Annotated in this window: 20 protein-coding genes and 1 pseudogene; 12 read left to right on the top strand and 9 right to left on the bottom strand. The window is 68.3% G+C overall.

Annotated elements, in window-relative coordinates; all coding sequences use genetic code 11:
* Positions 1 to 405 (top strand): DUF2203 domain-containing protein, encoded by a 405-nt coding sequence (locus tag FOF48_RS19035; RefSeq protein ID WP_143903670.1) that lies wholly within the window; start codon positions 1 to 3, stop codon positions 403 to 405.
* A 25-nt stretch (positions 406 to 430) separates the two neighbouring features.
* On the opposite strand, the gene FOF48_RS19030 is transcribed toward FOF48_RS19035, so the two are convergent.
* Positions 431 to 1,036, bottom strand: coding sequence for a hypothetical protein (locus FOF48_RS19030; protein ID WP_143903668.1), 606 nt, complete (start codon positions 1,034 to 1,036; stop codon positions 431 to 433).
* A gap of 161 nt (positions 1,037 to 1,197) precedes the next feature.
* On the opposite strand from FOF48_RS19030, the gene FOF48_RS19025 reads away from it, so the two are divergent.
* Both FOF48_RS19025 and FOF48_RS19020 read left to right on the top strand, forming a co-directional pair.
* Positions 1,198 to 2,124, top strand: a complete 927-nt coding sequence (locus FOF48_RS19025; RefSeq protein WP_186001974.1) for an NmrA/HSCARG family protein — start codon at positions 1,198 to 1,200, stop codon at positions 2,122 to 2,124.
* Positions 2,125 to 2,219: 95 nt separating this feature from the next.
* Entirely contained in the window at positions 2,220 to 2,945 is a 726-nt protein-coding gene (locus tag FOF48_RS19020; protein WP_143903666.1) for a hypothetical protein, read from the top strand.
* On the opposite strand, the gene FOF48_RS19015 is transcribed toward FOF48_RS19020, so the two are convergent.
* A complete protein-coding gene (locus tag FOF48_RS19015; RefSeq protein ID WP_186001973.1) occupies positions 2,946 to 3,245 on the bottom strand; it encodes a hypothetical protein in 300 nt (99 codons plus the stop codon). It lies immediately after the preceding gene.
* Between the two features lie 149 nt (positions 3,246 to 3,394).
* Here FOF48_RS19015 and FOF48_RS19010 point away from each other — a divergent pair, with 149 nt between their 5' ends.
* The 3 genes from FOF48_RS19010 (at position 3,395) to FOF48_RS19000 (ending at position 7,286) form a co-directional block, all read left to right on the top strand.
* Complete coding sequence (locus FOF48_RS19010; RefSeq protein WP_186001972.1) at positions 3,395 to 4,933, top strand: FAD-binding oxidoreductase; 1,539 nt, start codon at positions 3,395 to 3,397, stop codon at positions 4,931 to 4,933.
* A gap of 117 nt (positions 4,934 to 5,050) precedes the next feature.
* Entirely contained in the window at positions 5,051 to 5,989 is a 939-nt protein-coding gene (locus tag FOF48_RS36495) for a hypothetical protein (RefSeq protein ID WP_161665093.1), read from the top strand.
* A gap of 109 nt (positions 5,990 to 6,098) precedes the next feature.
* A complete protein-coding gene (locus FOF48_RS19000) occupies positions 6,099 to 7,286 on the top strand; it encodes a tetratricopeptide repeat protein (RefSeq protein ID WP_143903660.1) in 1,188 nt (395 codons plus the stop codon).
* Between the two features lie 39 nt (positions 7,287 to 7,325).
* Here the strand turns inward: FOF48_RS19000 and FOF48_RS18995 are convergent, their stop codons facing one another.
* Entirely contained in the window at positions 7,326 to 8,288 is a 963-nt protein-coding gene (locus FOF48_RS18995; protein WP_143903658.1) for an ornithine cyclodeaminase family protein, read from the bottom strand.
* Positions 8,289 to 8,554: 266 nt separating this feature from the next.
* Here FOF48_RS18995 and FOF48_RS18990 point away from each other — a divergent pair, with 266 nt between their 5' ends.
* A complete protein-coding gene (locus FOF48_RS18990; protein WP_255442376.1) occupies positions 8,555 to 10,567 on the top strand; it encodes an ATP-binding protein in 2,013 nt (670 codons plus the stop codon).
* A gap of 6 nt (positions 10,568 to 10,573) precedes the next feature.
* Here FOF48_RS18990 and FOF48_RS18985 read toward each other — a convergent pair whose 3' ends face one another.
* Positions 10,574 to 12,202 (bottom strand): Sapep family Mn(2+)-dependent dipeptidase, encoded by a 1,629-nt coding sequence (locus tag FOF48_RS18985; RefSeq protein ID WP_143903656.1) that lies wholly within the window; start codon positions 12,200 to 12,202, stop codon positions 10,574 to 10,576.
* A 113-nt stretch (positions 12,203 to 12,315) separates the two neighbouring features.
* Between FOF48_RS18985 and msrA the strand changes: the two genes are divergently transcribed.
* Positions 12,316 to 12,972 (top strand): peptide-methionine (S)-S-oxide reductase MsrA, encoded by a 657-nt coding sequence (msrA, locus tag FOF48_RS18980; RefSeq protein ID WP_143903654.1) that lies wholly within the window; start codon positions 12,316 to 12,318, stop codon positions 12,970 to 12,972.
* A 140-nt stretch (positions 12,973 to 13,112) separates the two neighbouring features.
* On the opposite strand, the gene FOF48_RS18975 is transcribed toward msrA, so the two are convergent.
* Positions 13,113 to 13,481, bottom strand: coding sequence for a DUF962 domain-containing protein (locus FOF48_RS18975; RefSeq protein WP_143903653.1), 369 nt, complete (start codon positions 13,479 to 13,481; stop codon positions 13,113 to 13,115).
* A gap of 240 nt (positions 13,482 to 13,721) precedes the next feature.
* Between FOF48_RS18975 and FOF48_RS18970 the strand changes: the two genes are divergently transcribed.
* The 3 genes from FOF48_RS18970 to FOF48_RS37770 are packed head-to-tail and all read left to right on the top strand — an operon-like array spanning position 13,722 to position 17,256.
* Positions 13,722 to 14,861: a hypothetical protein gene (locus tag FOF48_RS18970; RefSeq protein WP_186001971.1), complete on the top strand. Its 1,140-nt coding sequence runs from the start codon at positions 13,722 to 13,724 to the stop codon at positions 14,859 to 14,861.
* 47 nt (positions 14,862 to 14,908) lie between these two features.
* Positions 14,909 to 16,516, top strand: a complete 1,608-nt coding sequence (locus FOF48_RS18965) for a DGQHR domain-containing protein (protein ID WP_186001970.1) — start codon at positions 14,909 to 14,911, stop codon at positions 16,514 to 16,516.
* Positions 16,513 to 17,256: an HNH endonuclease signature motif containing protein gene (locus FOF48_RS37770; RefSeq protein WP_221938241.1), complete on the top strand. Its 744-nt coding sequence runs from the start codon at positions 16,513 to 16,515 to the stop codon at positions 17,254 to 17,256. Before FOF48_RS18965 ends, FOF48_RS37770 begins: the two co-directional genes overlap by 4 nt.
* 572 nt (positions 17,257 to 17,828) lie before the next feature.
* Here FOF48_RS37770 and FOF48_RS18955 read toward each other — a convergent pair.
* From FOF48_RS18955 to FOF48_RS18945, 3 genes are read right to left on the bottom strand one after another with little or no spacing between them, the layout of a single operon-like run.
* Positions 17,829 to 19,328: an IS66 family transposase gene (locus FOF48_RS18955; RefSeq protein ID WP_143903633.1), complete on the bottom strand. Its 1,500-nt coding sequence runs from the start codon at positions 19,326 to 19,328 to the stop codon at positions 17,829 to 17,831.
* Positions 19,329 to 19,374: 46 nt separating this feature from the next.
* Positions 19,375 to 19,740: an IS66 family insertion sequence element accessory protein TnpB gene (gene tnpB, locus FOF48_RS18950; protein WP_143903631.1), complete on the bottom strand. Its 366-nt coding sequence runs from the start codon at positions 19,738 to 19,740 to the stop codon at positions 19,375 to 19,377.
* Positions 19,741 to 19,743: 3 nt separating this feature from the next.
* The gene (locus tag FOF48_RS18945; RefSeq protein WP_143903628.1) at positions 19,744 to 20,058 is read right to left on the bottom strand and encodes an IS66 family insertion sequence element accessory protein TnpB; all 315 of its coding nucleotides are present in this window, start codon (positions 20,056 to 20,058) and stop codon (positions 19,744 to 19,746) included.
* Positions 20,059 to 20,127: 69 nt separating this feature from the next.
* Between FOF48_RS18945 and FOF48_RS18940 the strand changes: the two are divergent.
* A pseudogene (locus tag FOF48_RS18940) lies at positions 20,128 to 20,364 on the top strand (transposase domain-containing protein); the annotation flags it as partial.
* Between the two features lie 349 nt (positions 20,365 to 20,713).
* Here the strand turns inward: FOF48_RS18940 and dbpB are convergent.
* A complete protein-coding gene (dbpB, locus tag FOF48_RS18935; RefSeq protein WP_143903626.1) occupies positions 20,714 to 21,919 on the bottom strand; it encodes a DGQHR domain-containing protein DpdB in 1,206 nt (401 codons plus the stop codon).
* Positions 21,920 to 21,936: the final 17 nt, after the last annotated feature.

Here is a 21,936-nt window from a genome sequence, read left to right as displayed (position 1 = left end):
ATGCGGTTTTTCAGTGTGGAAGAGGCCAGCCGACTGGTGCCGTTGCTGACGACCATCTTCGGGCGCGTGCGCCCCTGGGTGGAGCGGGTGCAGAAGCTGGCGGAGGTGCTGGACGGCCCGGAGGCCCTACCCGACACGGAGGACGTCCGCACCCAACGCGAGGAGCGCGACGCCCTGCTGGAGCGCATCCGCGTGGAGCTGGTCCCGCTCCAGGAGATGGGCCTGGAGATCAAGGGCGCGGACGGGCTGGTGGACTTCCACGCGCGGCGCGGCGAGGAGCCCGTCTACCTGTGCTGGCGCTACGGCGAGAACACCGTGGCCCACTGGCACGACCTGAAGGCGGGCTTCTCCGGGCGCCTCCCCATCCAGAGCCCGGACGACTTCGAGCCCAGCTACCTCAGCTGACCTCCTCCCGGAGGAAGTGGCCCCCTCAACTCGACAGGCTCTGGTGCAGCAGGCCCAGCTTGTTGCGCGCGGACAGCAGCTGCTGGCGCAGCGAGTCCGCCTGTCGGCCGATGTCCGCGAACCGGTCCGCGTCCGCCGCCTGGGACAGCGTCGCCGCCTCGTCCGCCACCTCCGCCATCCGGTCCTGCAGCGACGTGAAGACGGACGTCAGCCGCGCGTCCTCCTCCGCCGTGCGCGTGGCCTGCTGCCGGAGCGCCGCGAACTCCTGCATGCGCCCGTTGAGGTCCGCCGCGCTCTGCCCCAGCGCGCCGTAGCGCGTGAGCAGGTCCTTGAACACCTCCGTGCGCCGCTGGAGCTCCTGCGCGCACGCATTGACGGCGTCCGCCTGCGTCTGCTGGCGGGTGCGCACCCCGGTGATGGCCTGCACCAGCGCGCCCACGCGCACGCGGAGCGCGTCGTCCAGGTCCGCCAGGTCCTTCAGCGTCTTGGAAGCGCGCTCCAGCTGCTTCTCCGAGGTCAGCGGCGCCTCCTGGAGCTGGCGCGCCAGCGATTCGAAGCGAAGCAGCTCGGCGTCCAGCGCCTCGGCGGCGGAGACCAGCTCGGAGGACGGGGGGGTGTCACGCTTGCTCATGGGGCGGGGAGGATGCCACGTCCGGCTGCCCGCTCCCTCGCGTTCGCCTGCCTGCTTCAGGAGCCTGTGCTCGGGGGCGGACAGTGCGACTTCCGGCCCTCGCCAACGCCCGGGGGCGTCTCCAGGTTTCCGTGACACGTCGCGTCCGGAGGTCTGAAGCCATGCCCGTGGATTTCTCCATCACCGTGCTCGTCACTGGCGCCACCGGCCAGCAGGGCGGCGCCGTGATTCGCCAGCTCCTCAACCGTGGCCACCACGTGGTGGCCCTGGTGCGGGACGTGGAGTCCCCGTCGGCCCGCGCCCTCCAGAAGCCGGGCGTCGTGCTGGCGCAAGGCGACTTCGAGGACCGCCGCACCCTGGAGCGCGCGATGCGCGGCGTGGACGCCGTCTATGCCATGGGCACGCCCTTCGGCTCCGGCGGCGTGGACGCGGAGCTCCACCACGGCCAGAACCTCGCGGACGCGGCCAAGCGCTCCGGCGTGCGGCACTACGTGTATTCCTCCGTGGCGGGCGCGTCGGAGCTCACCGGCATCCCGCACTTCGACAGCAAGCACGCGGTGGAGCTGTACCTGCGGCGCCTGGACATGCCCTTCACCATCCTGGGCCCCACCTACTTCATGGAGAACCTCACCCAACGGCCGCTCCGGGACGCGCTGGCGGCCGGGCAGCTTCCGGTCGCGCTGCCCGCCTCGCGCGGCCTGCAGATGGTGGCGGTGGATGACCTGGGGGCCTTCGCGCTGCAGGTGCTGGAGGATCCGGAGAAGTTCATCGGCGAGCGCATCGACGTCGCCTCCGACGAGGTGACGGGCCAGCAGGCCGCGGCGCTGCTCTCCATGGTGAGCGGACACCGCATCCACTTCGAACAGGTGCCCCTGGAGCAGCTGCACCAACAGAGCGAGGACCTGGCGGCCATGTTCGAGTGGCTGGACAAGGTGGGCTACCACGCGGACATCCTCACCCTGCGCAACGACTACCCGCGCGTCGCCTGGCAGACCTTCGAGACCTGGGCGCGCCATCAGGATTGGGGCTTCATCACGTCCCCCTCCTGGCCAGCCACCGCCGCCGAGCCGGTGACGCCCCAACCGTAGGCCCCCTGCCCGCGCGCTCGCCCGCCGGGGTGGAGGACGGGGCATGTCAGCCGCTGAACGCCGCGCGCCTACCTTCAGGTGAAGGAGGCATTGCGATGCGAGCACGGGTGTTGGGGGCCGCGGCATTGTTGTTGGTGGCGGGCTGCGCGGCCCAGACGAAGTTGCGCCCCACTCCGGAGGCGGGGGTCCTCCAGAACGGCAAGAGCGGCGCCATCACGGAACAGCAGGGCGTGCGGCTGGTGGCGGACTCCTCCGCGTGGCAGGGGGCCCCGTACGACCTGGAGCGCCGCCTCACCCCCATCTACATCCGCCTGGAGAACCAGGGAGACCGTCCCCTCCGGGTCCAGTACCCGTCGTTCGCGTTGGTGGGCCAGCAGTCCCGGTTCCGCTACAGCGCGCTGCCCCTGGTGTCGCTGCGGCGGGCCATGTCCTCCAGGGACCCGGCCTGGGTCCCCCCGTCCTACAACGGCGTGGTGGCCCCCTCGGTCAGCCTGCGCGTGGGCCCGGGCGCCTACGCCTACGGCCCTCGCCGGGGCTGGGGACCGCGCTGGTACGGCCCGTGGTGGGGCAGCCCGTTCTACGACCCGTACCTGTACTACGGGCCCCCGCGCTACGTGGAGCCGCTGCCCACGGCGGACATGATCAACAACGCGCTGCCAGAGGGCACGCTGGAGCCCGGAGGGACGCTGGAGGGCTTCCTGTACTTCCAGGGCGTGGTCCACCGTGAGGACGCGGTGACGCTCCAGATGAACCTGGTGGATGCCCAGACGGGGGAGCCGTTCGGGACGCTCGCCATCCCCTTCCAGGTGAGCAAGGGCTAGCTAGTGCAGCAGCGTGCTGGGCGGCGCGTAGGGGGAGCGCCCGCCGTCGTGCGCCAGGTCGATGAGCCGCGCGTCCTCGGGCTGCCCCAGCGCGCGCCGCACCTCCGGGCCCCGCACGGGCAGGCCCCAGAGCGGCCCCAGGAGGAACAGGTCCAGCGCCCCGGACAGCAGCGGCGCCAGCCCGGCCAGCGCGACCGCCGCGCCCCGGGGAGAGCTCGCCCGCAGGCCTCCCAGGACCATGCCCGTGCCCGCCAGAATCCGCACCCACCGTCCCGTCCGCGACGCGATGAAGCCGACCATGCACACCTCCCCACGCCGAAGATGAACACGCGCGAGGGGGCGACCATCGGAGGTGTCCACCCGGCGACCCTCCCGGCTGGGGGCCCGGCCGCCCGCTCGCCTCCCGGGTGGCCAGCAAGCGTGGAGCCGCGCGGGCATACTGCGCCCCCGTGAGCGAGAACGACGCGAAGGCCCGGCCCTCCCCCGAACCGCAGGCGGCCCTGGCCGCGTTCCGGGAGGCCGTGGGCGAGGCGCACGTCAACGTCGACCCCGACGCGCTGGAGGCCGCCCAGACGGCCACCTTCGCCACCACGCAGCGCATCCCCGCCATCGTGCGGCCCGCGGACACCGCGCAGGTGCAGGCCTGTCTGCGCATCGCGGCGGCGCACCGCGTGCCGGTGTACCCGGTGAGCGCCGGCCGCAACTGGGGCTACGGCTCGCGCGTGCCCCCCGGCGACGGCAGCGTGCTGCTGGACCTGGGGCGCATGAACCGCATCCTCGCCCACGACGAGCAGCTGGCGTACCTCACCGTGGAGCCGGGCGTGACGTTCCGGCAGGCCCATGCGTGGCTGCGCGAGCGCGGCTCCACCACGTTCATCACCACCATCGGCGGGTCGCCGGACGCGAGCATGGTGGGCAACGCGCTGGAGCGCGGCGACGGACGCGGCCCCCACGCGGACATCTTCCAGCACGTGTGCGCGCTGGAGGCCGTCCTGCCCACGGGAGAGCGGGTGGAGACGGGCCACGCGCGGTTCCCCGAGTCTCGCGCCGCCCCCGTCTTCCGCTGGGGCCTGGGGCCCGTGCTGGACGGCCTCTTCAGCCAGTCCTCGCTGGGCGTGGTGACGCGGATGACGTTCTGGCTGTCGCGCAAGCAGCCCTGGCTGCGCGAGTTCTTCTGCGCCGTGAACGACGACGCCCAGCTCTGGGACATGGTGGACCGGCTCCAGGCGCTGGCCCTGGACGGCACGCTCCGGGGCAGCTTCTTCTTCTGGAACGACATCAAGGCCTTCAGCGTCACCCAGCAGTTCCCCTACGCCTCCGTGGGCCGCACGCCCCTGCCGGACTGGGCCCGCGACAAGTTCCGCGAGGGCTTCGGCCGCTGGGCCATCAGCGGCGCCCTCTCCGCCCCGGACGCCGAAATGGGCGCACTGCTGGAGAAGCGGCTCGCACGCGCGGTGGAGGGCGCCTTCCGCCCCCTGTCCTTCGGCCCGGTGGCCCCCGACGGCGAGAGTCCCTTCCAGGGCGTCCCCACCGAAGCCAACCTCGCCATGCCGTACTGGCGCAAACGCACCCCGCGTCCGGAGGACCCGGACCCCGACCGCGACCGCTGCGGCTTCATCTGGTGCTCCGTCGCCGTGCCCTTCACCGGCCCGGAGGCGAAGCGCGCCGTGGAGATCGCCGACCGCGTCCCCCGCCTCTTCGGGTTCGAGCCCAACCTGGCCCTCCTCGCCCACTCCCCCCGCTGCCTCTATCTGGTCGCCGCGCTCGCGTATGATCGCGACGCCCGCGGCGAGGACGCCCGCGCCCAGGCCTGCTACCGCGCCCTTTCCCGCGAACTGGCGGACGCCGGGTACCACCTGACCCGAGCCGGACTCCAGGCGCAGGAGGCCGCACCACCCGTGCGGGACGACTCCCCGGAGGTGGGCCGGCGGCTGAAAGCGGCGCTCGATCCCGAGGGAATCCTGGCTCCCGGGAGATCCGAGCCCTGAGGCACGGGTGGATCAGCGGAGAAAAAAGAGGAGTGGAAACTTTCCGCGGCCCCCCCCCGATAAACTCTCAAGTCACAAGATTTCCCACCGCGCCTCGCGCCGCCGGAGCCCTTCGCCATGTCCATCGAGACCAACCGCTACCGCCCCGTGTTCCGGAACCCCACGACGACGCCCCCGGCCAACGGGACCAACGTGCGCCGTGAGGTCCAGGCGCAGACGCAGAACCGGGCGCAGGGCGAGGCGACGATCGACCTGAACCGCGGCGTGCAGGGCAACCGGGTCACCACCAGCAACCAGGCGAACCCCTCCACCACGACGGACATCCAGAAGCAGCTGGAGACCAGCCGCTTCGACCAGACGGTGGCGCAGGGCGAGTGGAACAAGAGCTGGACCGCCGCGTCCGGTGAGCACACCTTCGGCGACCCGAACGGCAACTTCCACACGACGGTGGAGGGCCAGGCGCTGACGGCGGACGTGGGCGCGCAGGGCAACGTCTCCATCGACCCGCTGCACGGCAAGATTGGCGCGGAGGGCTCCGTCGACGCGAGGGCGGACCTGGTGCGCGGCTCCGTGGAAGGCCACGCGGACAGCGCCCTGGGCCGCTCGCAGTGGGGCGCCGAGGGCAACGTGGGCGCCGAGGCGGGCGCCACGGGCCAGGTGGTGTTGGATCCGCTCCACGGTCAGGCCGCGGCCTCCGTGAAGGGCGAGGCCTTCGCCGGCGCCCGCGCCAGCGCGGAGGTGAGCCAGGAGATCGGGCCCGCGACCGTCACGGCGGGCGCGGAGGCCTTCGCCGGCATCGGCGTGGAGTTCGAGGCCAACGTCGGCCTGAAGGACGGCAAGCTGTCCGCCAACTTCGACGTGGGCGCGGCGCTGGGCATCGGCGCCAGCCTGGAGTTCGGCTTCTCCGTGGACGTGGGCAAGCTCGGCGACACGGCGAAGAACGTCGCCGAGGGCGTGGGCCACGCGGTGCAGAACGTGGGCGAGGGCATCAAGAACGTGGGCGAGGGCATCAAGAACGTCGGCGAAGGCATCAAGAACGCGCTGACGAGCTGGTAGTCCGCCGCATCGCACCGACGCTCTTCCCAGGGCCTCGTCCATCCGGGCGAGGCCCTTCCTTTTTCCCCGTTGCTCGACAGCCCCCGGCCCCTGGGGGAGACTTTCCCTTATGAACTCTCTGGAAACCCTCCTCGCGCAGGGCCAGGTGGCCCAGGCCAAGGCCGAGGCCGAGAAGCTCCTCGCGAAGAACCCCTCCCACCGCGACGCCCTGGTGGTCATGGCCAAGCTGGCGCTGGTGGAGAACAAGGTTCCCCAGGCCGAAGGGCTGCTCGCCAAGGCGGAGGCCGGCGGGGCCACGCCGGAGACCGGCCTGGTGCGCGCCAACATCGCCGCGCAGAAGGGCCAGCTGGACGCCGCCCTCAAGGCCTACCAGGGCGTGCTCGCGCTGGACCCGAACCGCGCCGAGGCCCACTTCGGCAAGGGCATGATGCTGATCAAGCAGGACAAGGCGCCCCAGGCGCTGGAGGCGCTCACCCAGGCGGTGAAGCTCTCGCCCCAGCAGCCGGTGTTCCGCTACCGCCTGGGTCAGGTGCAGCTGGAGGCGGGCAAGACGGACGCGGGGCTCGCCACGCTGCGCGAGGTCATCACCCAGCAACCGAGATTCGTGCCCGCGTACCTGAGCCTGTCGCACGCGCTGGCCTCCGAGGAGAAGCTGGTGGACGCCCGCCGCGTGCTGGAGCAGGGCCTCAAGGCGGTGCCCAACCAGCCGCGCATGCTGGCGTCCGTGACGGTGCTGTCCATGGCGCTGCGCGACCTGCGCACGTCGTACCAGGCGGCCTCCGCGCTCGCGGCCCAGCGCCCGAAGGACGCGGACGCCCAGGCGAACCTCGCGCAGCTGATGCTGGCGCGCGGGCAGATCGAACAGGCCCGGCACCTGTGCCAGACCATGGCGTCGCTGGGCGTCTCCAGCGAGTCCCTGAAGATGGCGGAGGCCACCTGCTTCGAGGCGCAGGAGCCGCCCGCGTACGACAAGGCCATCACCGCGTACGAGCAGGGCATGGGCGTCGCGCCGGACGGCTGGCGGGCCGCGAACAACCTGGGCCAGCTGCTGCTGCGCATCCCCGCGGAGCCGGCGAACGCGAACCTGCCGCGCGCGGTGACGGTGCTGGAGGAGGCCGTGCGCCGCGCCCCGGAGCGCCCGGAGCCGCTGCTCAACCTGGCGCTCGCGAAGGCGCGCCTGGGCGACGAGAAGAAGGCGAAGGAGCTGGTGCAGAAGGTGCTCGCCATGCCGCTGGCGGAGGACACCGACCTGCACGAGGAGGCCGTGCGCCTCTCGCAGGCGCTCGCCAAGGCCTGAAAGCCGCGCCCGCGCGGGGCCTTGCGTCCCCGCGCGCGCCTACGCGTTGAAGTCGAGCGTGGGCACGTCCTCGTCGCCGGACGCGGACTGGAAGACGTGCCACGCGGTGGCCAGGTCCTGGAAGGGCAGGCCCACCCCGGCGAACACCGTCACCTGCTCCTGGGACGTGCGCCCGGGCTTGAGGCCCGCGAGGATCTCCCCCAGCTCCGCGTGGATGGCGGACTCGGTGAGGCCCGCGGCGCCCGCCGCGCCGGTGGAGACGCTGAGCCCGCGGTGGTCGCAGACGAACAGCGACTGCTGGAGCAGGTCCTGGGACAGCTCCGCCTTGCCCGGCTCGTCCGCGCCCAGCGCGGTGATGTGCGTGCCCGGCCGCACCATGCCCGCGTGCAGGAAGGCCTGGTGGCTCCACGTCGCCGTCACGACGATGTCCGCGTCCTCCACCGCGTCCGCCACGGACGTCTCCACGCGCACCGGCAGGTTCAGCTCCTGGTACATGCGCGTGGCGAACGCCGCCGCGTGCGCGATGTTCGTGTCGAAGACGCGCACCTGGCTGAGCGTGCGCACCAGCCGCAGCTGCTTGAGCTGGAGCACGCCTTGCTGGCCCGCGCCCACCACCGCCACGCGCGTCGCGTCCGGCCGGGAGAGCACGTCCGCCGCCAGCGCGCCCACCACGCCGGTGCGCACGGCGGTGAGGTGGCCGGAGTCCATCACCGCGAGCAGCCCGCCGGAGACCAGGTCATGCAGGTGCACCACGCCCTGGATGGCGGGCTTCTGCCCGGGGAACTTCGCGTCCACCTTCACGGTGTACGCGGGGATGCCGGGCACGCTGCCCGGGAAGAACACCTGCGCGGAGCCCTCCGAGTGAAGCGGCGCGCGCGCGCGCTGCGGGGCCACCGTGCGGGCCAGGGCGTCGGTGCGGAAGGCCTCGCGCAGGTCGTCCAGGAGCAGGAGCGCTTGGAGGTTCCGGGCCACGGCGGAGCGGTTGAGCAGGAGGGTGCGCATGCTGTGACGGCCACCCTACCCCGAGCCCCCGGTGCGCAGGACGGAAGATGGGCGCGAGTCCGCCGAGCGCCCGAAGGTGAACGGCGCGCCGGGCGGTCCGCCCCAGGTCCGGCCCACGGCCGACGGCCGGAGGCTCGGGGTGGCGCCCTCCACCGGACTGGGGAGCGAGGCGGGGCGCCAACACCATGCGCACCGTTCCCCGGGGGGCGGCGCGACCGGGCGAGGGCCCGGGGAGACTGGCGATGCAGGAGCCGGATCCACACTCCGTGAACGCGAGCACGGCAGGCGAGCCCCGCCTCGCCGCGGCGGACTTCCTGCGCACGCAGCACGACGCGCTGCTGGAGGACTGGCAGCAGGCGGTGCTGGAGCACCTGAGGGGGCAGGTGCCGGCACGCGCGCCATGGCTCATCGATCACATGCCGGAGCTGCTCTGCACGCTGGCGGACGCGATGGAGTCCGGGCCGGAGGCGCTGGATGAGCACCTGGAGATGGTCCACGCCGCCGCCCGGCTGGACGAGGGCTTCGACCTGGGCGACGTGGCGCAGGAGTACGCCCTCCTGCGCCGCTGCATCCTCCACCGCCTGGAGGCGCGGGAGCAGCCCCTGCGGGCCGGAGACCTGACGCGGCTGGAGGAGACGCTCGACCGGGTGGTGACCCGGACGATGATGTTCTTCTGGACGATGAAGCAGCGCACCCTCCAGACGCTGAACCGCATGGCCGAGGCGACGCTGGATGACCCGGACATGGAGACGCTCCTGGAGCGCCTGCTCACCCGGCTGATGGAGGCCGCGCTCACCGTGGACGCGGCGGCGGTGATGCTGCTGGAGGGCGACGCCCTGGTGGTGCGCGCCGCCGTGGGCCTGGGCACGCAAGAGGTGAAGGGCTCGCGCGTGCCGCTGGGGCGGGGCGTCACGGGACAGGCGGCCCTGGAGCGGCGGCCCTTCTTCATCCGCTCGGCGGCCACCGACCCGCGCGTCCTGTTCGCCCCGCTGCGCCAGGCGGGGCTGCGCGCGCTGTATGGCCTACCGCTGATGGACGGCGAGCGCCTGCTGGGCGTGGCGTACATGGGTTCGCGCACGGCCTTCGCCTTCTCCGACTCGGACGTGCTGCTCTTCCACGCGGTCGCCGAGCGGTCCTCGGCGCACATCGCCCAGACGGAGCTGCACGCGCGCGAGCACGCCGCGCGCAAGGAGGCGGAGCGGTCGCTGGCGCTGCTGGACTCACTCCTGGACGCGGTGCCCGTGGGCATCGCGTTCCTGGATCCGGACCTGCGGTACCTGCGCATCAACGGCTTGCTCGCGGCCCTCAACCGCAAGCCCGCGGAGGCGCACCGGGGCCGCACGCTGCGCGAGATGGTCCGCGAAGGCGCCGCGGACCCCATCGAGCGCGCGATGAAGCAGGTGCTGGCGCTGGGGCAGCCCGTGCAGGACGTGCTCATCGAAGGGCCGGACCGGGGCGGGCTGGGGTACTGGCGCGCGGACTACTTCCCGGTGCGCACCGCGGAGGGCGTGCTGCTGGGCGTGGGCGGCACGGTGGTGGACATCAACGCCTACAAGCGCGCGGAGGCGGCGCTCCAGCAGGCCATCGACTTCCGCGAGGAGCTGCTCGCGGTGCTGGGGCACGACCTGCGCAACCCCCTGCACGCGGTGAACGCGTCGGCCTTCATGCTGGGGCGGGCGCGGGGCCTGGACGACGCCTCGCTCCGCGCGGTGGACCGCATCCGCAAGTCCTCCGCGCGGATGACGCGGATGATCAACGACATCCTCGACTTCGCGCGCACCCGCCTGGGCGGCGGCATCCCCGTCACGCCCGAGCGGGTGGACATGACCGAGCTGTGCCAGGGGGCGCTGGAGGAGTTGCAGGTGACGTACCCGGAGCGTCCGCTGTCCCTGGAGGCTCGGAGCGACAACCCGTGGGGGTACTGGGATCCAGACCGCGTGTCCCAGGTGCTGGGCAACCTGGTGGTGAACGCGCTCCAACACGCGAAGAGCGACACCCCTGTGCGCACCACGCTCAGCGACGAGGGACCGGACGTGGTGATGCGGGTGCACAACGAGGGCGACCCCATCCCGGCGGCGCTGCTTCCGCGCCTGTTCGACCCGTTCAAGGAGTCGAACGCGCCGGAGGAAGGCGCCAGCCGGCGCAGCCTGGGGCTGGGGCTCTACATCGTGCACGAGATCGTCCAGGTGCACGGCGGCAGCGTCCACGTGGAGTCCACCCTGGAGCACGGCACCACCTTCACCGTGCGCTGGCCCCGAATCCCGTCCCGCCCGCCCTGAGCCCCGTCACGGCGTGGCCTTCACCTCTGGCGCCGGCGTGATGGCGAGCGTGTGCACGGCCTCCGCGAGCATGCGCGTGCTCAGGTCCAGCGTCTCCAGCGCGATGGACTCATCCGGGGCGTGGCCGGTGTAGGGCTCGTTGGGGAAGGCAGGCCCGAAGTCCACGGCGCGCGGGAACAGCCGCGCGTAGGTGCCGCCGCGGATGGAGCCGGGCACCGCGTCCGGGGCCTTGCGCTGCCGCTGGTAGATGTCCATCAGCGTCTTCACCAGCGGGCCGGACGTGTCCGCCACGTGCGGGTCGCCCAGGTAGCGGCCGGAGGACTCCTTCACCTGACCGCCGGAGTCCTCGCCCACGCGCTTCGCGGCGGCGTCCAGGGCCGCGTTGAACGCGGCCGCGTCCTGGCCCTGTGGCCGGCGCATGTTCACCCCCAGCGACACGCTGCCGTCCTTCACGCGCAGCACGGTGGGCGCCACGAGCAGCGACCCCATCAGCGCGTCCTGATACGCGAGCCCCAGCTTGTCGCCGTGGTGGTCGCCGTCGAAGCGCTTCGCGACGACGCGCAGCAGGGCCGCGATGCCGTTGTCCTCCAGCGGCAGCCGCGCGGCCACGGCGGACAGGTCCCACAGCGCGTTGTGGCCCTCATCCGCGGTGGACGAGTGCACCGCGACGCCGTGGGTGGTGAGCACCACGGCGGCGCCTTCGCGCTTCGCCTCGGCCTTCAGGTCCTTGCGCGCGGGCGCCTCCTGGGCGATGGCGGCCTTCACGGCGGCGAGCACCGACTCCGGCGTCTGGCCCTTCACCGGCTCCAGCTTCAGCGTGGCGGTGCCGGGCACCTGGGTGAGGAACTCGCCCGCGCTCACATCCACGGCGCGCGCGAGGGAGCCCTCCTTCGGCGCGGCCAAGGCCGGGCCCACGGGCGCGTCCAGCGTCCACGCGACGAAGCCGGACTGCGCGGCCATCACCGGGTAGCCGGAGTCCACGGAGATGACGTGCGTGGGCGTGGGTTCGGTGTCCGCGTACTTCTTCATGCCGTTCCAGTCGCTCTCCTCGCCGTTGCCGATGATGACGAGCACCTTGCCTCGCGGCTTCAGGCCCAGGTCCTTCGCCATGGACAGCGCGACGAGCGCGGAGGCGATGGGGCCCTTGTCGTCCTCCACGCCCCGGCCGTACAGGCGGCCCTTCTCCACCACGGGCTTGAAGGGCGAATGCTTCCACTCGTGCGCGGGCGCGGGGACGACGTCGCCGTGGAAGACGAGCCCCAGCAGCGGCTCGCCCTCGCCCCAGGACAGCTCGAAGACGTCGTTCTCACCCACGGTGCGGAAGCCGAAGCCATGCGCCTTCGCCCAGGACTCCAGCGCGCGGCCCATCGCGGCCACCTCCGGGCTCTTCGCCGCGGGGGCCTCGCTGCTCACGGTCTTGAAGCGCACGAGCGTCTGGGTGAGGGACACCACGTCGTCCAGCGCGCAGGCCTGGATGTAGGCGGCGTAACGCTCCGCGGCGGGGGTGCCCTTCAGGGCAGCCTCGGAGAAGCGGGCGGCCCGGGCCGCGGGCTTGCCGGCGCAGCGAGGGTCCTTGGCGGCGAGGGCGGCGGCGGGCGCCAGGAGACAGAGGGTGGCGAGGAAAAAAGTGCGCATGAGGGTCCTTGGGGAACCGTCGAGGGGACGGGGCATTCCAGGTAGGACGAAGGGCGGGGAGGCGGCCGTGCGCCGGGCGTGAAAATCGGGCCGCCCGGGGCTAAAGCTAGAGCATGTTCTTCACGTCTCCGAAGAAGTCGAGGCTCCCCACTCCGCAGGAGGCGCTGCCGGGCCGTCCGCAGGAGATGCCGGTTCCGCAGAAGCACACCGTGCTGAGCACCCCGCTGAAGGGGCCGGTGCCGGAGGGCTTTGAAACGGCCATCTTCGGCATGGGCTGCTTCTGGGGAGTGGAGCGCAAGTTCTGGCAGGTGCCGGGCGTGTACTCCACCGCCGTGGGATACGCGGGCGGCCTGACGCCGAACCCCACGTACGAAGAGGTCTGCTCGGGGCTCACCGGCCACAACGAAGTGGTGCGCGTGGTCTACGACCCGAAGAAGGTCCCCTACGCGCAGCTCTTGAAGCTCTTCTGGGAGAACCACGACCCGACGCAGGGCATGCGCCAGGGCAACGACGCGGGCACCCAGTACCGCTCCGGCATCTACTACGCGGACGACGCGCAGAAGCGCGCCGCGGAGGAGACGCGCCAGACGTATCAGGCCGCGCTGAACGCGAAGGGCCTGGGCGACATCACCACGGAGATCCTGCCCGCTCCGGCCTTCTATTACGCCGAGGACTACCACCAGCAGTACCTGCAGAAGAACCCTGGCGGTTACTGCGGCGTTGGCGGCACCGGCGTGAGCTGCCCCATCGGCGTCGGCGTCAGCGCCTGAGGATGCGGTGAGGTCGCTGGGGCCCGCGCTCCTCGCGGACACGGGCCCCGCGCGCGGACGATGCGAGGCGGCGAAGCGGGGCGCTCGGACGAAGCGCTCCACGAGCTCGACCACCGCGGGCGCGAGGAAGGACCGGCGCCCTACTCCGCGGAGGCCGGCGCCAGGGTGGCGGTGGCCGGCGTGCCCGCGTTGGCGCGCTCCAGGTGCGGCCCCAGCTGACCGGTGGCCATGAGCGCCGCCATCCGGAAGTCGGAGATGAGCGACCAGAGCGGGTACTTGAAGGTCGCCGGACGGTTGTGCTCGATCTTGAAGTGGCTGGCCCACGCGAAGCCGTAGGCGGCCACCAGCGCGGCGGGAACCAGCGCGCCACGCCCGGTGATAGCGGCCGTCACTCCCAGGCCCACACCCAGGCTGGTGCCCGCGAAGTGCAGCCAGCGTGTCGACGCATGCGAGTGCTCGCGCAGGTAGAACGGCCAGAACTCGGCATAGGTCTGGATGCGGTCGGACATGAGGTGAAGTTGTGTCCAGCTCCCCGCCTCCCGTCAACCCGCTCCCGCATGCGGCGTGTAGGCAGCGACACCGGTCGGCCCACGCGTCCCGGCAACCCGAGCGGCACCGTGGACTGGCGAGCAGGCGACCAGGCCCGACGCAGCCCGTCGTTTTCAGACGGCCCGGGAACAATCCGGTGCGGGCGGCATGGCCGGGAGGAGGCAGGGGGTGCGCGTGTCGTGAAAGACTCGGGGACGCGCATGAACGACTGGACGCCCAAGCTGAACCCCACGGTGGACCTGCGCCGCCTCCCGCTGAACGCGGAAGAGGGCTTCGTGCTGTCCCGCCTGGACGGCCACACCCGCGCCCGCGACCTGCCCGCGCTCACCGGACTGCCGCCCGAGCGGCTGCGCGACATCCTCACCCGGCTGGTGTCGCAGGGAGCGTTGCTACCCGGAGTGGAGCCATCCCCCGCCATGAACACCGTGAGGCAGGACGCGGCGCCAGCCCAGGCCGGCGCACCGCCTCCGTCACATGCGAGGCCCCCCGCCTCCGCCAGCGCGGCGGCCGGCTCCGGCGCGCATGCTGGTGGCGCCGCAGCGGTCCCGCACGAGGCCAGTGACCTGGAGCCGCTGCCAGAAGCGGAGGCCACGGAGGGAGCCCCCGAGGAACCCGAGCCCGCGGACGACGTGCCCGAGGCCGTGCTGGGCGACTACCGCAAGCTCTTCGAGACGCGCCTGCACGCGCTGCCGGAGGACCAGCGGGTCGCGCTCGCGCACGGGGCGGAGGATCCGGAGCTGTCCGCGCTGTGCTTCGACCCGGTGCCCGCTGTCATCAAGGCCGTGCTGGAGAACTCGCGCGTCGGGCTCGCGCACGCGCGGCTCATCGCGCGGCACCACCGCAACCCGGTGGGCCTGGAGGCGCTGGTGGCCCGCGCGGCCTTCGCCTCGGACACTGGCGTGCGCCGCTTCCTCGTGCGCAACCCGCAGCTGCCGGTGGCCCTCTTCCGCCGCCTGTGGGCGATGCGCCGCTTGATGGAGCACCACAAGCTCACGGTGGACCGCGACGTGCCGGAGCAGACCCGCCGCACCGCGCGCGAGCTGCTGCGCCAGCGCTTCTCCACGGGCCCCTCCGAGGAGAAGGTGGAGCTCATCCTCAACACGGAGGGCCGGGCCCTGGGCGCGCTCGTGGGCATGCCCGTGGACGGCAAGACGACGTCACTGCTCTGCGGGCGCACGTACCGCTCACCCATGCTCGTGCAGAACATCGCGCGCTGGAGCGCCGCGCCCCCCGCCCTCATCACCCACCTGCTCAAGCAGGAGCTGGTGCGCCGCCAGCCGCAGCTCCGCGCCATGCTCGCTCGGCACCCCAACGCGCCCGCGGACGCGAAGCGCGCATGACTGCATCTCAGATCTTGATTCCTAGACTACATTCGGAAGTAAGCTGTATGCACCGAACCAAGAATGAAAGCCAGACCCAGCCACCAAAACCCCACCAACCATACATGGATAGCGGCGAGAAAATGAACGACCAACTAAGAGCAATGTTCCGAAAAGAGGAGCTTGAACTCGCAGGCGCCATTGGAGCTCAAGACATTCCCATAAAAGACAAAATCACATCTCTCTTCGAACAACTAAATGACCCACTTCTCTCTGACGAGGATGTTTCGTCACTACTCGCAGTCAATGGAGCCAAAGGCGAGATTTCAAGCCTCCTGGGTGAACTATGCGCAACAGGCCAACTCCAGAGCTCCAACAAGACCCGCAGACCCCTAGACCCAGAATCCATAACCCTCTACAGATCAACAAAAACAGCCTCTTCCCGACTCAAACTAATCGCAACAGAAGCAAAGCTAAACAACGGCACCTCTAGATACCAGCTAACATGCAACGGGCGACTCATCCGTTCGATCGCCCGAATTGACCGACTCGACGCACTCGCGGGAACTGGGAATCAACGCGACGAGATTCGTCGACATGTAAGCGACATCTCAAAAGGCATCCGTTCGGGAACTCAAGTACCTAACTCCGTCCTGCTAGTACTGCTTTCAGAGCATGTAACCCTCGAAGGCGACGAAGAGACACCAAGTTCCTTCATCTCCATTCGTCCGCTCGATCAATTTATCGACACGCCCATCCCAGGCAACACCAATGATCTTGCGCAGTCCTTCCGCTTGGTCGAACTTGACTTCCCCTTTCGGAAAGCAGCCTTTGACGAAGAAAAATCGGCCGTTCTTGTAGACGGACAGCAACGAACCGCAGCACTATCGCTAGTTGACCTAGACGCAATTCCCGCATTCTCTCTCTCAATCAACGCGATAGTCGCCGATGAGTCTGAGGCCAAGAAGATTTTCATGGTCTCAAATAGCACCGTAAAAATTGAAACCCAATTCTCTCGCGCATTATTAGCGTCTCTCGAGGAGTCGCCTGGATACCTTCGCGAAGAGCAAATACGCGCCCAAGCAGCAAAAATGCTGGCCCTCGAAGAAAAGACTTCTCCATTCCTAGACCTAGTCCAGTACCCCGGAATCAAGAAAGACAAAAGACCACCAATTGCATACAATTCAATATTTCAAATACTAACAACGTTCACAGACTCAAGCCTACCAATAGGGGATGATGCAAAAACCCTGGCAGAGGTGGTTGCCCGCAGTTTCACCGCCGTACGCAACGCTTGGCCCACAGCCTGGGCCAAAAAACCCAATGATTCAAGACTCATGCACGGAGCAGGCCTCCGAGCAATGGCGAACCTCCTTGTCAACAAACTCGAGCAATTCTTCCCTGAGCACGAAGGCAACATTGACTCTCCAGAACTCTGGAAAGCCCTAGAGCACAGTCTCGGCCGCCTTAAAAACACTGTCATCTGGACCGTCCAGGACACTGCGACATCGACCGCACAAGCCAAGAACAACTACATCAACGAAATCTCAAACCGCCAAAACACAAACCAAGACATCACAAAGCTATCAAATTTCCTAAAAAAAGAAAGCCTCGATCTTGACACCAAGGCAGCAAAGGACACACGCTCCTCGAAATCAAAAACAAAAGACCAATGAGACTTACAGACAAGGCACTCGCCCATTTAGAGGAGCAGTGCCAAGAACTAGGCATCAACGTCGAGGATGCCCTCACAGAGAAGGCCCAAGAAATTGCTCTTCGTAATTTTTGGCGCTGCCTCCCCGGTGACCGCCTAAAGGAAGAACAGGTCTCCTCCTACATAACAGAGGTTACCGGATACCCGCCCAGCGAGTTAATTCTCGACATGATCAAGGAGAACAGAAGAGGTTCACAAATCAACTCTGCCGACTACAGGCTACTTGAACGGGCTCAAAACAGCCGATGCGCCCTGTGTGGAACTATCCTTCTAGCCACCGTTAGCCCACATGTAGACCATCGGATTCCACTAGCGCTTGGCGGACAGCACAACCTTAGCAACTTTCAAATACTCTGCCAAAACTGTAACCTCGGGAAAGGCGCACTACTGAACTGGATGATGGGCTCTCCATACTTTGATGAATGTCGCGGAGAACTCAGCCGGCGAATGCGATATTGCGTACTATCAAGACATCAGGGGGCATGTACGCATAGCGACTGCGAGGAAACTGCCGCGACCAGTGAGATTTACGTAATACCAACAGTGCCCATTCAACGAGGCGGTCGGCTAATATTCGACAACCTTGTCACGAACTGTGACCAACATTATCAAACCTATCAACACAAACTACTGCAGGATGCCCAAGCCGGAGTGCGCCGCCTTCGGTCCGGGATTACGCGATTCAAAGTACGCACTTCCTGACTTTGGGTCGCGGTAGGGATGACTCTTCACCCGTGAAGGTTGGAGCCGCCCCCCCCGCACAGATCCCAGCGGGCGCTGCTAACGCACTGGGCTCTTGCCTTGAATGGTGACGTCGAACCGCTCTTCAGGCCAGGGATGCTGGATACGAGCTTTCGGAAGCCATCGGTCCACCAAGGTCTTCATCCTCGCCCAGTTCGTCCGGTCACGCTGGCTCCGGCGCCGGAGCGCCCGGTACCAGTGCTGGCCGACCTGAGTTCGGAATCGCCCCATGGTACCCGTCCGGCCAATGACGTGACACGTATCCGTCCGGCCAACGACGTGCTGAGAGGCGTTGAGTGAGGCGTCGGGGCGGTGGACCCTGGCGTGCATGTCGAAGCCAATGGAGAAGCCGGAGTGGGCGCGCGTCGCGGAAGCGTTCGAGGCGAGCGGGCTGACGCAGAAGGCATTCTCAGCGCAGCGAGGCGTGCGGCTGAGTACGTTGCAGTCGTGGTAACCGTCCGGCCAACGACGTGCCGGAAGGATTGAAGGCGGACTACGACCGTGCTCGGCGGGCGCCGCGATGCGCGAGCTGTTCAGGGACTGAGCTGGAGGGGTGAATCCGGTGGGTCAGCAGCGCGTCGCCACTTCCACTCGTGGGGTAGCAGTTCACCGATGCGCGAGTGAGGGTGTGTCTGCACGCGCAGCAGTACGTCAGCGAGGTGGGCCTCGGGATTGACGCCGTTGGCCTCGCAGGTGGCCACCAGGGCGTAGAGGCCTGCGAGGTTGGCCCCCGCGGCCTCATGGCCGACGAAGAGGAAATTCTTTCGGCCCAGGGCCGCCTTGCGCAGCGCGGCCTCGGAGCGGTTGTTGTCCAGGGGAAGGCGCGCGTCGGAGACGAAGCGCGTCAGGGCGTCCCACTGCTTCAGCGCGTAGGAGAGGGCCTGGCCCATGGGGCCCTTGGGCAGGTGGCGTGGGGCCTGTGCTTCCATCCACGCGCGCAGTGCCGTGAGGATGGGGAAGCTTTGCTGCTGGCGCAGCTCGCGGTGAGCGTCCGTGCGTACGACGCCCGCGTCACGGGCCAGCGCCTCCACCCGGTAGAGGGCGAGGATGAAGTCCAGGGCCTCGCGGGCCTCGGGCGCGGTGGGCAGCGCGTCGAAGAAGCGGCGACGCACGTGGGCCCAACACCCGACGCGCACTCGGCCCTCGGGCAGCGTCACCGCGTTGTAGCCGGTGTACGCGTCCACCACGAGGGCCCCCGTGGTGCCGCCCAGGACTTCCTTCGGCGTCTTGCTGGCCCGGCCCAGGCTGAATCGGTAGCCGATGAGCCACTGCCCCGCCTCAGTCTGGGTGAGGAAAGTCCAGAGGTAGCCCAGCTTCGTCTTCTTCACGTCCAGCACGCGAAGCGGCGTCTCGTCGGCCCACACCACGTCCGCGGACGCAATGCATTGCAAGAGGTGCTGGGACAGAGGCAGCAACACCGAGGCGGCCTGGTGGAAGAGGTCCGTCAGCGTGCTACGGCTCATGGGCACGCCACTTCGCTCCACCCGCTGTGCGAGTCGCTGCAGGGGCATCGCGTCGGCGCACTTCGACGTCACCACGTGGGAGAGGAAGCCGGGGCCGTACTCGCCCCGGTCCACCACCCGGGCCGGAGGCGGGGCCGTGACGACGCCCCGGCCACACGCACACGCCAGAACCTCCTGCACGTGCACCTGCTTCTCGAAGCGGGCCGGCACGTACTCGTACACCACCGAGGTGCGGCCCTGGCCCAGGGGCTTCAAGTCCTCGCTGCCGCACGCGGGGCAGTGGCGCTCCTCGGCAGGCACCGCGTGGCGAATCTCCCGCGCCGGGGCCTCCTCGGCCCTGCGGGCGGCCCGCTCGCGCCGCTTCTGCTTCGCGGCCTCGGCCCGAGCCGCCGTCGAGTCCGCGTCCCCGCGCAGCTCCGTCGCCACCGGGGGCAGCTTCTCCGCCCTACGGCCGAAGACGTGGCGCTCCAGCGTCGCCATCTTCGCCTCCAGCGACGTCAGGCGCTCCTTGAGTTCCTCCGCCTCCTCGCGCCAGGGGCAGAAGTGCTCCTGCGGAAGCTCTCGGGGCACCTGGCCTCAACACGCCACCGCCGCTCGGCGTCCCGGACCGGGCGCGTCAGGTGCCCGTGCGCCCGGGAGGCGTCCAGGCGGGCGGGCGCCTCACCTGGGCCACGTCGATGCCGTCCAGCAGCATCGCCAGCTGCGTGGCGTCCAGCGTCACCGCCTGCGCGCCCGCGTCCACCGGCGGTAGCCGGAATCTCCCCGCCTCCAGCCGCTTGTAGAGAAGCACGAAGCCGCCCCGGCTCCACGTCAGCACCTTGATGCGGTCCCCTTTGCGCGAGACGAAGGCGAAGAGGTGCCCCGAGTAGACGTCCTCGCCCCAGGCCGTGCGCACCAGCGCCATCAGCCCGTCAATCGACTTGCGCATGTCCACCGGCTCCACCGCCAGCACCACGCGCACCGGCGCAGGCAGGGCGAACACGGCTTACCGCCCCAGCGCCGCGACGAGCCGGGCCACGTATGCCACGTCCGTGCCCACGGCGAAGCGCAACCGCGCTCCGCCCGCGGCCACCACCTCCAGCACGGACTCCATCGAAGCAGGCGTCGGCGCCACCTGTACCGGCAAGAGTCTCACCGGCTCGGCTCGTGTCGTCGCGGCACGTCGTGCCCGGTACACCCACGACTGCAACGTGCTCAGCCGCACGCCTCGCTGCGCGGAGAACGCCTTCTGCGTCAGCCCGCTCGCCTCGAACGCTTCCGCGACGCGCTCCCACTCCGGCTTCTCCACTGGCTTCGACATGCACGCCAGCGTCCACGGCGCCGACGCCTCATTCAACGCCTCTCAGCACGTCGTTGGCCGGACGGATACGCCCTGGGCCGAAAGAACTTCCTCTTCGTCGGCCATGAGGCCGCAGGGGCCAACCTCGCAGGCCTCTACGCACTGACCTGCGAGGCCAACGGCGTCAATCCCGAGGCCCACCTCGCTGACGTGCTGCTGCGCGTGCAGACACACCCTCACTCGCGCATCGGTGAGCTGCTACCCCACGAGTGGAGGCGGCGACGCACCGCCGACCCGCCCGAGTCGCCCCTCCAGCCCAGTCCCTGAACAGCTCGCGCATCGCGGCGCCCGCCGAGCACGATCGTGGTCCGTCTTCAATCCCTCCGGCACGTCGTTGCCCGGACGGTTACCCGGCTGCTCTACCTGCTTCGCCATGCCCGGAAGCGTCCGCCGCGCGCGGCTACGCCGGCAATCCCTCACGGCACGTCGTTGGCCGGACGGTTACGTCTTCAATCCCTCCGGCACGTCGTTGGCCGGACGGTTACGAAAGGTGCACCCGCCGCACGCCGTTCGTCGGTCGGTTACTGCTGATCGCCTTGTTAGATGAGGGGTTCCCTCAACTCAAGCACCCCAACAAGTCGTTTCGGGATGCCAAACACCCCTCTTTGACGCCCTGTCATTGCGCGAATGATTTCTTCTTCGTTGATGCACGCGAAGCCTTACCTACCTTGGCAACACCTTTTTTGACTGGTTCGGCAGGCACAACAGATGCAGACCACACTTTGCTCTTATATTGAATCATCAGATAATTGGTCAGCACCTCAATATCCTTGGACGTATTCTGAACCTCGTTCCACTTACGCTGGAGTCCGGGGCCAAAATCCCAAAAGCCTGCGGTCCATCGACAATACTCCTTCAATCCCAGCAGGTCAGTCGCGAACTGAGCCGCAGTAGGATAAGGACGCTCACGATAGCGATCACTGATCGCATCCATGATAAGCCCCATGCTGATGATGCCAGCACCGTGCATGAGTCGGGACTTCTTGGGTGGGAGCCCCCATGCCGCCTTGAAGACCTCCTTCACCGCTGTCCAGTAGGCATAGAGGGCGTTAATCATCTGCTCAACATTCGCTGTCGACTCATCTGCGGAATTAAACCTATAGAGCACTCCGTCATTTAAACTATTCTCCAACATCCGCAGGATCGAATTATCCTTGATTATACCATTTGGATTGGTCGCAGTCTGAATCATCCTATGAAGAGGTGATCCTTCCTCCAGATTCATCCTCTCCAGCAACTGCGCAGGTAAGCGACGCCGATCAAGCAGGGATGGGAGCCGCGCGGTCGTTCCTGGCAGCAACTCATAGATGAGCCCCTTGGGAAGAGGCTTCGTTGAGTTAACCAGAATAAACTGCTCTGTCTGTTGGCCGACATCATCTGTAACAAATGCCGTCATGCAAACAGGAAATCGTTCGATATTGGCATCGCGGATGGCAGCCAGTCGTTGCTGCCCATCAACAATGAAGCCGGGCTTTCGATCATCAGCCATCTCTACTTCAAATGGGATGGTAAGGACCCCAGAGCGAGAGTAGTCGGAAGTAATGGCCTTTGAATCCGGATGAAATTTGACCCGCGAGTCGAATGCCACCACAAGCGCATTCGGCACCATGGGCGAGTTAGACTCCAGATAGGTCCGGATTTCATCGATATGAGAAAGCACTTCAGGGCGTTGGTAACCCGAGAGGGCACCATCTTCCTTACGGCGTACGCGTGAAATTGTCGCAAACTGAGGAACCAATTTCCCATCAACAGCAAACGTATAAAGCGTCCTACCTCGTGACTGTTTGACCTCAATCGCGGGAAGCTTCAGTTCTTTTGGCATATTTTTCCTATATGGGA

This window comes from Corallococcus sp. Z5C101001 (genome assembly GCF_007352635.1).
GTDB classification, from domain to species: Bacteria; Myxococcota; Myxococcia; order Myxococcales; family Myxococcaceae; genus Corallococcus; species Corallococcus silvisoli.
Note: the sequence above shows the minus strand (reverse complement) of the source record. Positions and strands in the feature narration are given on the sequence as shown.

What these genes read in the sequence shown, in the direction of transcription:
- FOF48_RS18985 (WP_143903656.1), bottom strand. Translation starts at nt 12,202, where the DNA reads ATGCGCACTTTTTTCCTCGCCACCCTCTGTCTCCTGGCGCCCGCCGCC.
- FOF48_RS36495 (WP_161665093.1), top strand. Translation starts at nt 5,051, where the DNA reads ATGTCCATCGAGACCAACCGCTACCGCCCCGTGTTCCGGAACCCCACG.
- FOF48_RS37770 (WP_221938241.1), top strand. Translation starts at nt 16,513, where the DNA reads ATGAGACTTACAGACAAGGCACTCGCCCATTTAGAGGAGCAGTGCCAA.
- FOF48_RS18945 (WP_143903628.1), bottom strand. Translation starts at nt 20,058, where the DNA reads ATGTCGAAGCCAGTGGAGAAGCCGGAGTGGGAGCGCGTCGCGGAAGCG.
- FOF48_RS19015 (WP_186001973.1), bottom strand. Translation starts at nt 3,245, where the DNA reads ATGGTCGGCTTCATCGCGTCGCGGACGGGACGGTGGGTGCGGATTCTG.
- FOF48_RS19030 (WP_143903668.1), bottom strand. Translation starts at nt 1,036, where the DNA reads ATGAGCAAGCGTGACACCCCCCCGTCCTCCGAGCTGGTCTCCGCCGCC.
- msrA (WP_143903654.1), top strand. Translation starts at nt 12,316, where the DNA reads ATGTTCTTCACGTCTCCGAAGAAGTCGAGGCTCCCCACTCCGCAGGAG.
- FOF48_RS19000 (WP_143903660.1), top strand. Translation starts at nt 6,099, where the DNA reads ATGAACTCTCTGGAAACCCTCCTCGCGCAGGGCCAGGTGGCCCAGGCC.
- FOF48_RS18965 (WP_186001970.1), top strand. Translation starts at nt 14,909, where the DNA reads ATGCACCGAACCAAGAATGAAAGCCAGACCCAGCCACCAAAACCCCAC.
- dbpB (WP_143903626.1), bottom strand. Translation starts at nt 21,919, where the DNA reads ATGCCAAAAGAACTGAAGCTTCCCGCGATTGAGGTCAAACAGTCACGA.
- FOF48_RS18995 (WP_143903658.1), bottom strand. Translation starts at nt 8,288, where the DNA reads ATGCGCACCCTCCTGCTCAACCGCTCCGCCGTGGCCCGGAACCTCCAA.
- FOF48_RS18970 (WP_186001971.1), top strand. Translation starts at nt 13,722, where the DNA reads ATGAACGACTGGACGCCCAAGCTGAACCCCACGGTGGACCTGCGCCGC.
- FOF48_RS18975 (WP_143903653.1), bottom strand. Translation starts at nt 13,481, where the DNA reads ATGTCCGACCGCATCCAGACCTATGCCGAGTTCTGGCCGTTCTACCTG.
- FOF48_RS19035 (WP_143903670.1), top strand. Translation starts at nt 1, where the DNA reads ATGCGGTTTTTCAGTGTGGAAGAGGCCAGCCGACTGGTGCCGTTGCTG.
- FOF48_RS19025 (WP_186001974.1), top strand. Translation starts at nt 1,198, where the DNA reads ATGCCCGTGGATTTCTCCATCACCGTGCTCGTCACTGGCGCCACCGGC.
- FOF48_RS19020 (WP_143903666.1), top strand. Translation starts at nt 2,220, where the DNA reads ATGCGAGCACGGGTGTTGGGGGCCGCGGCATTGTTGTTGGTGGCGGGC.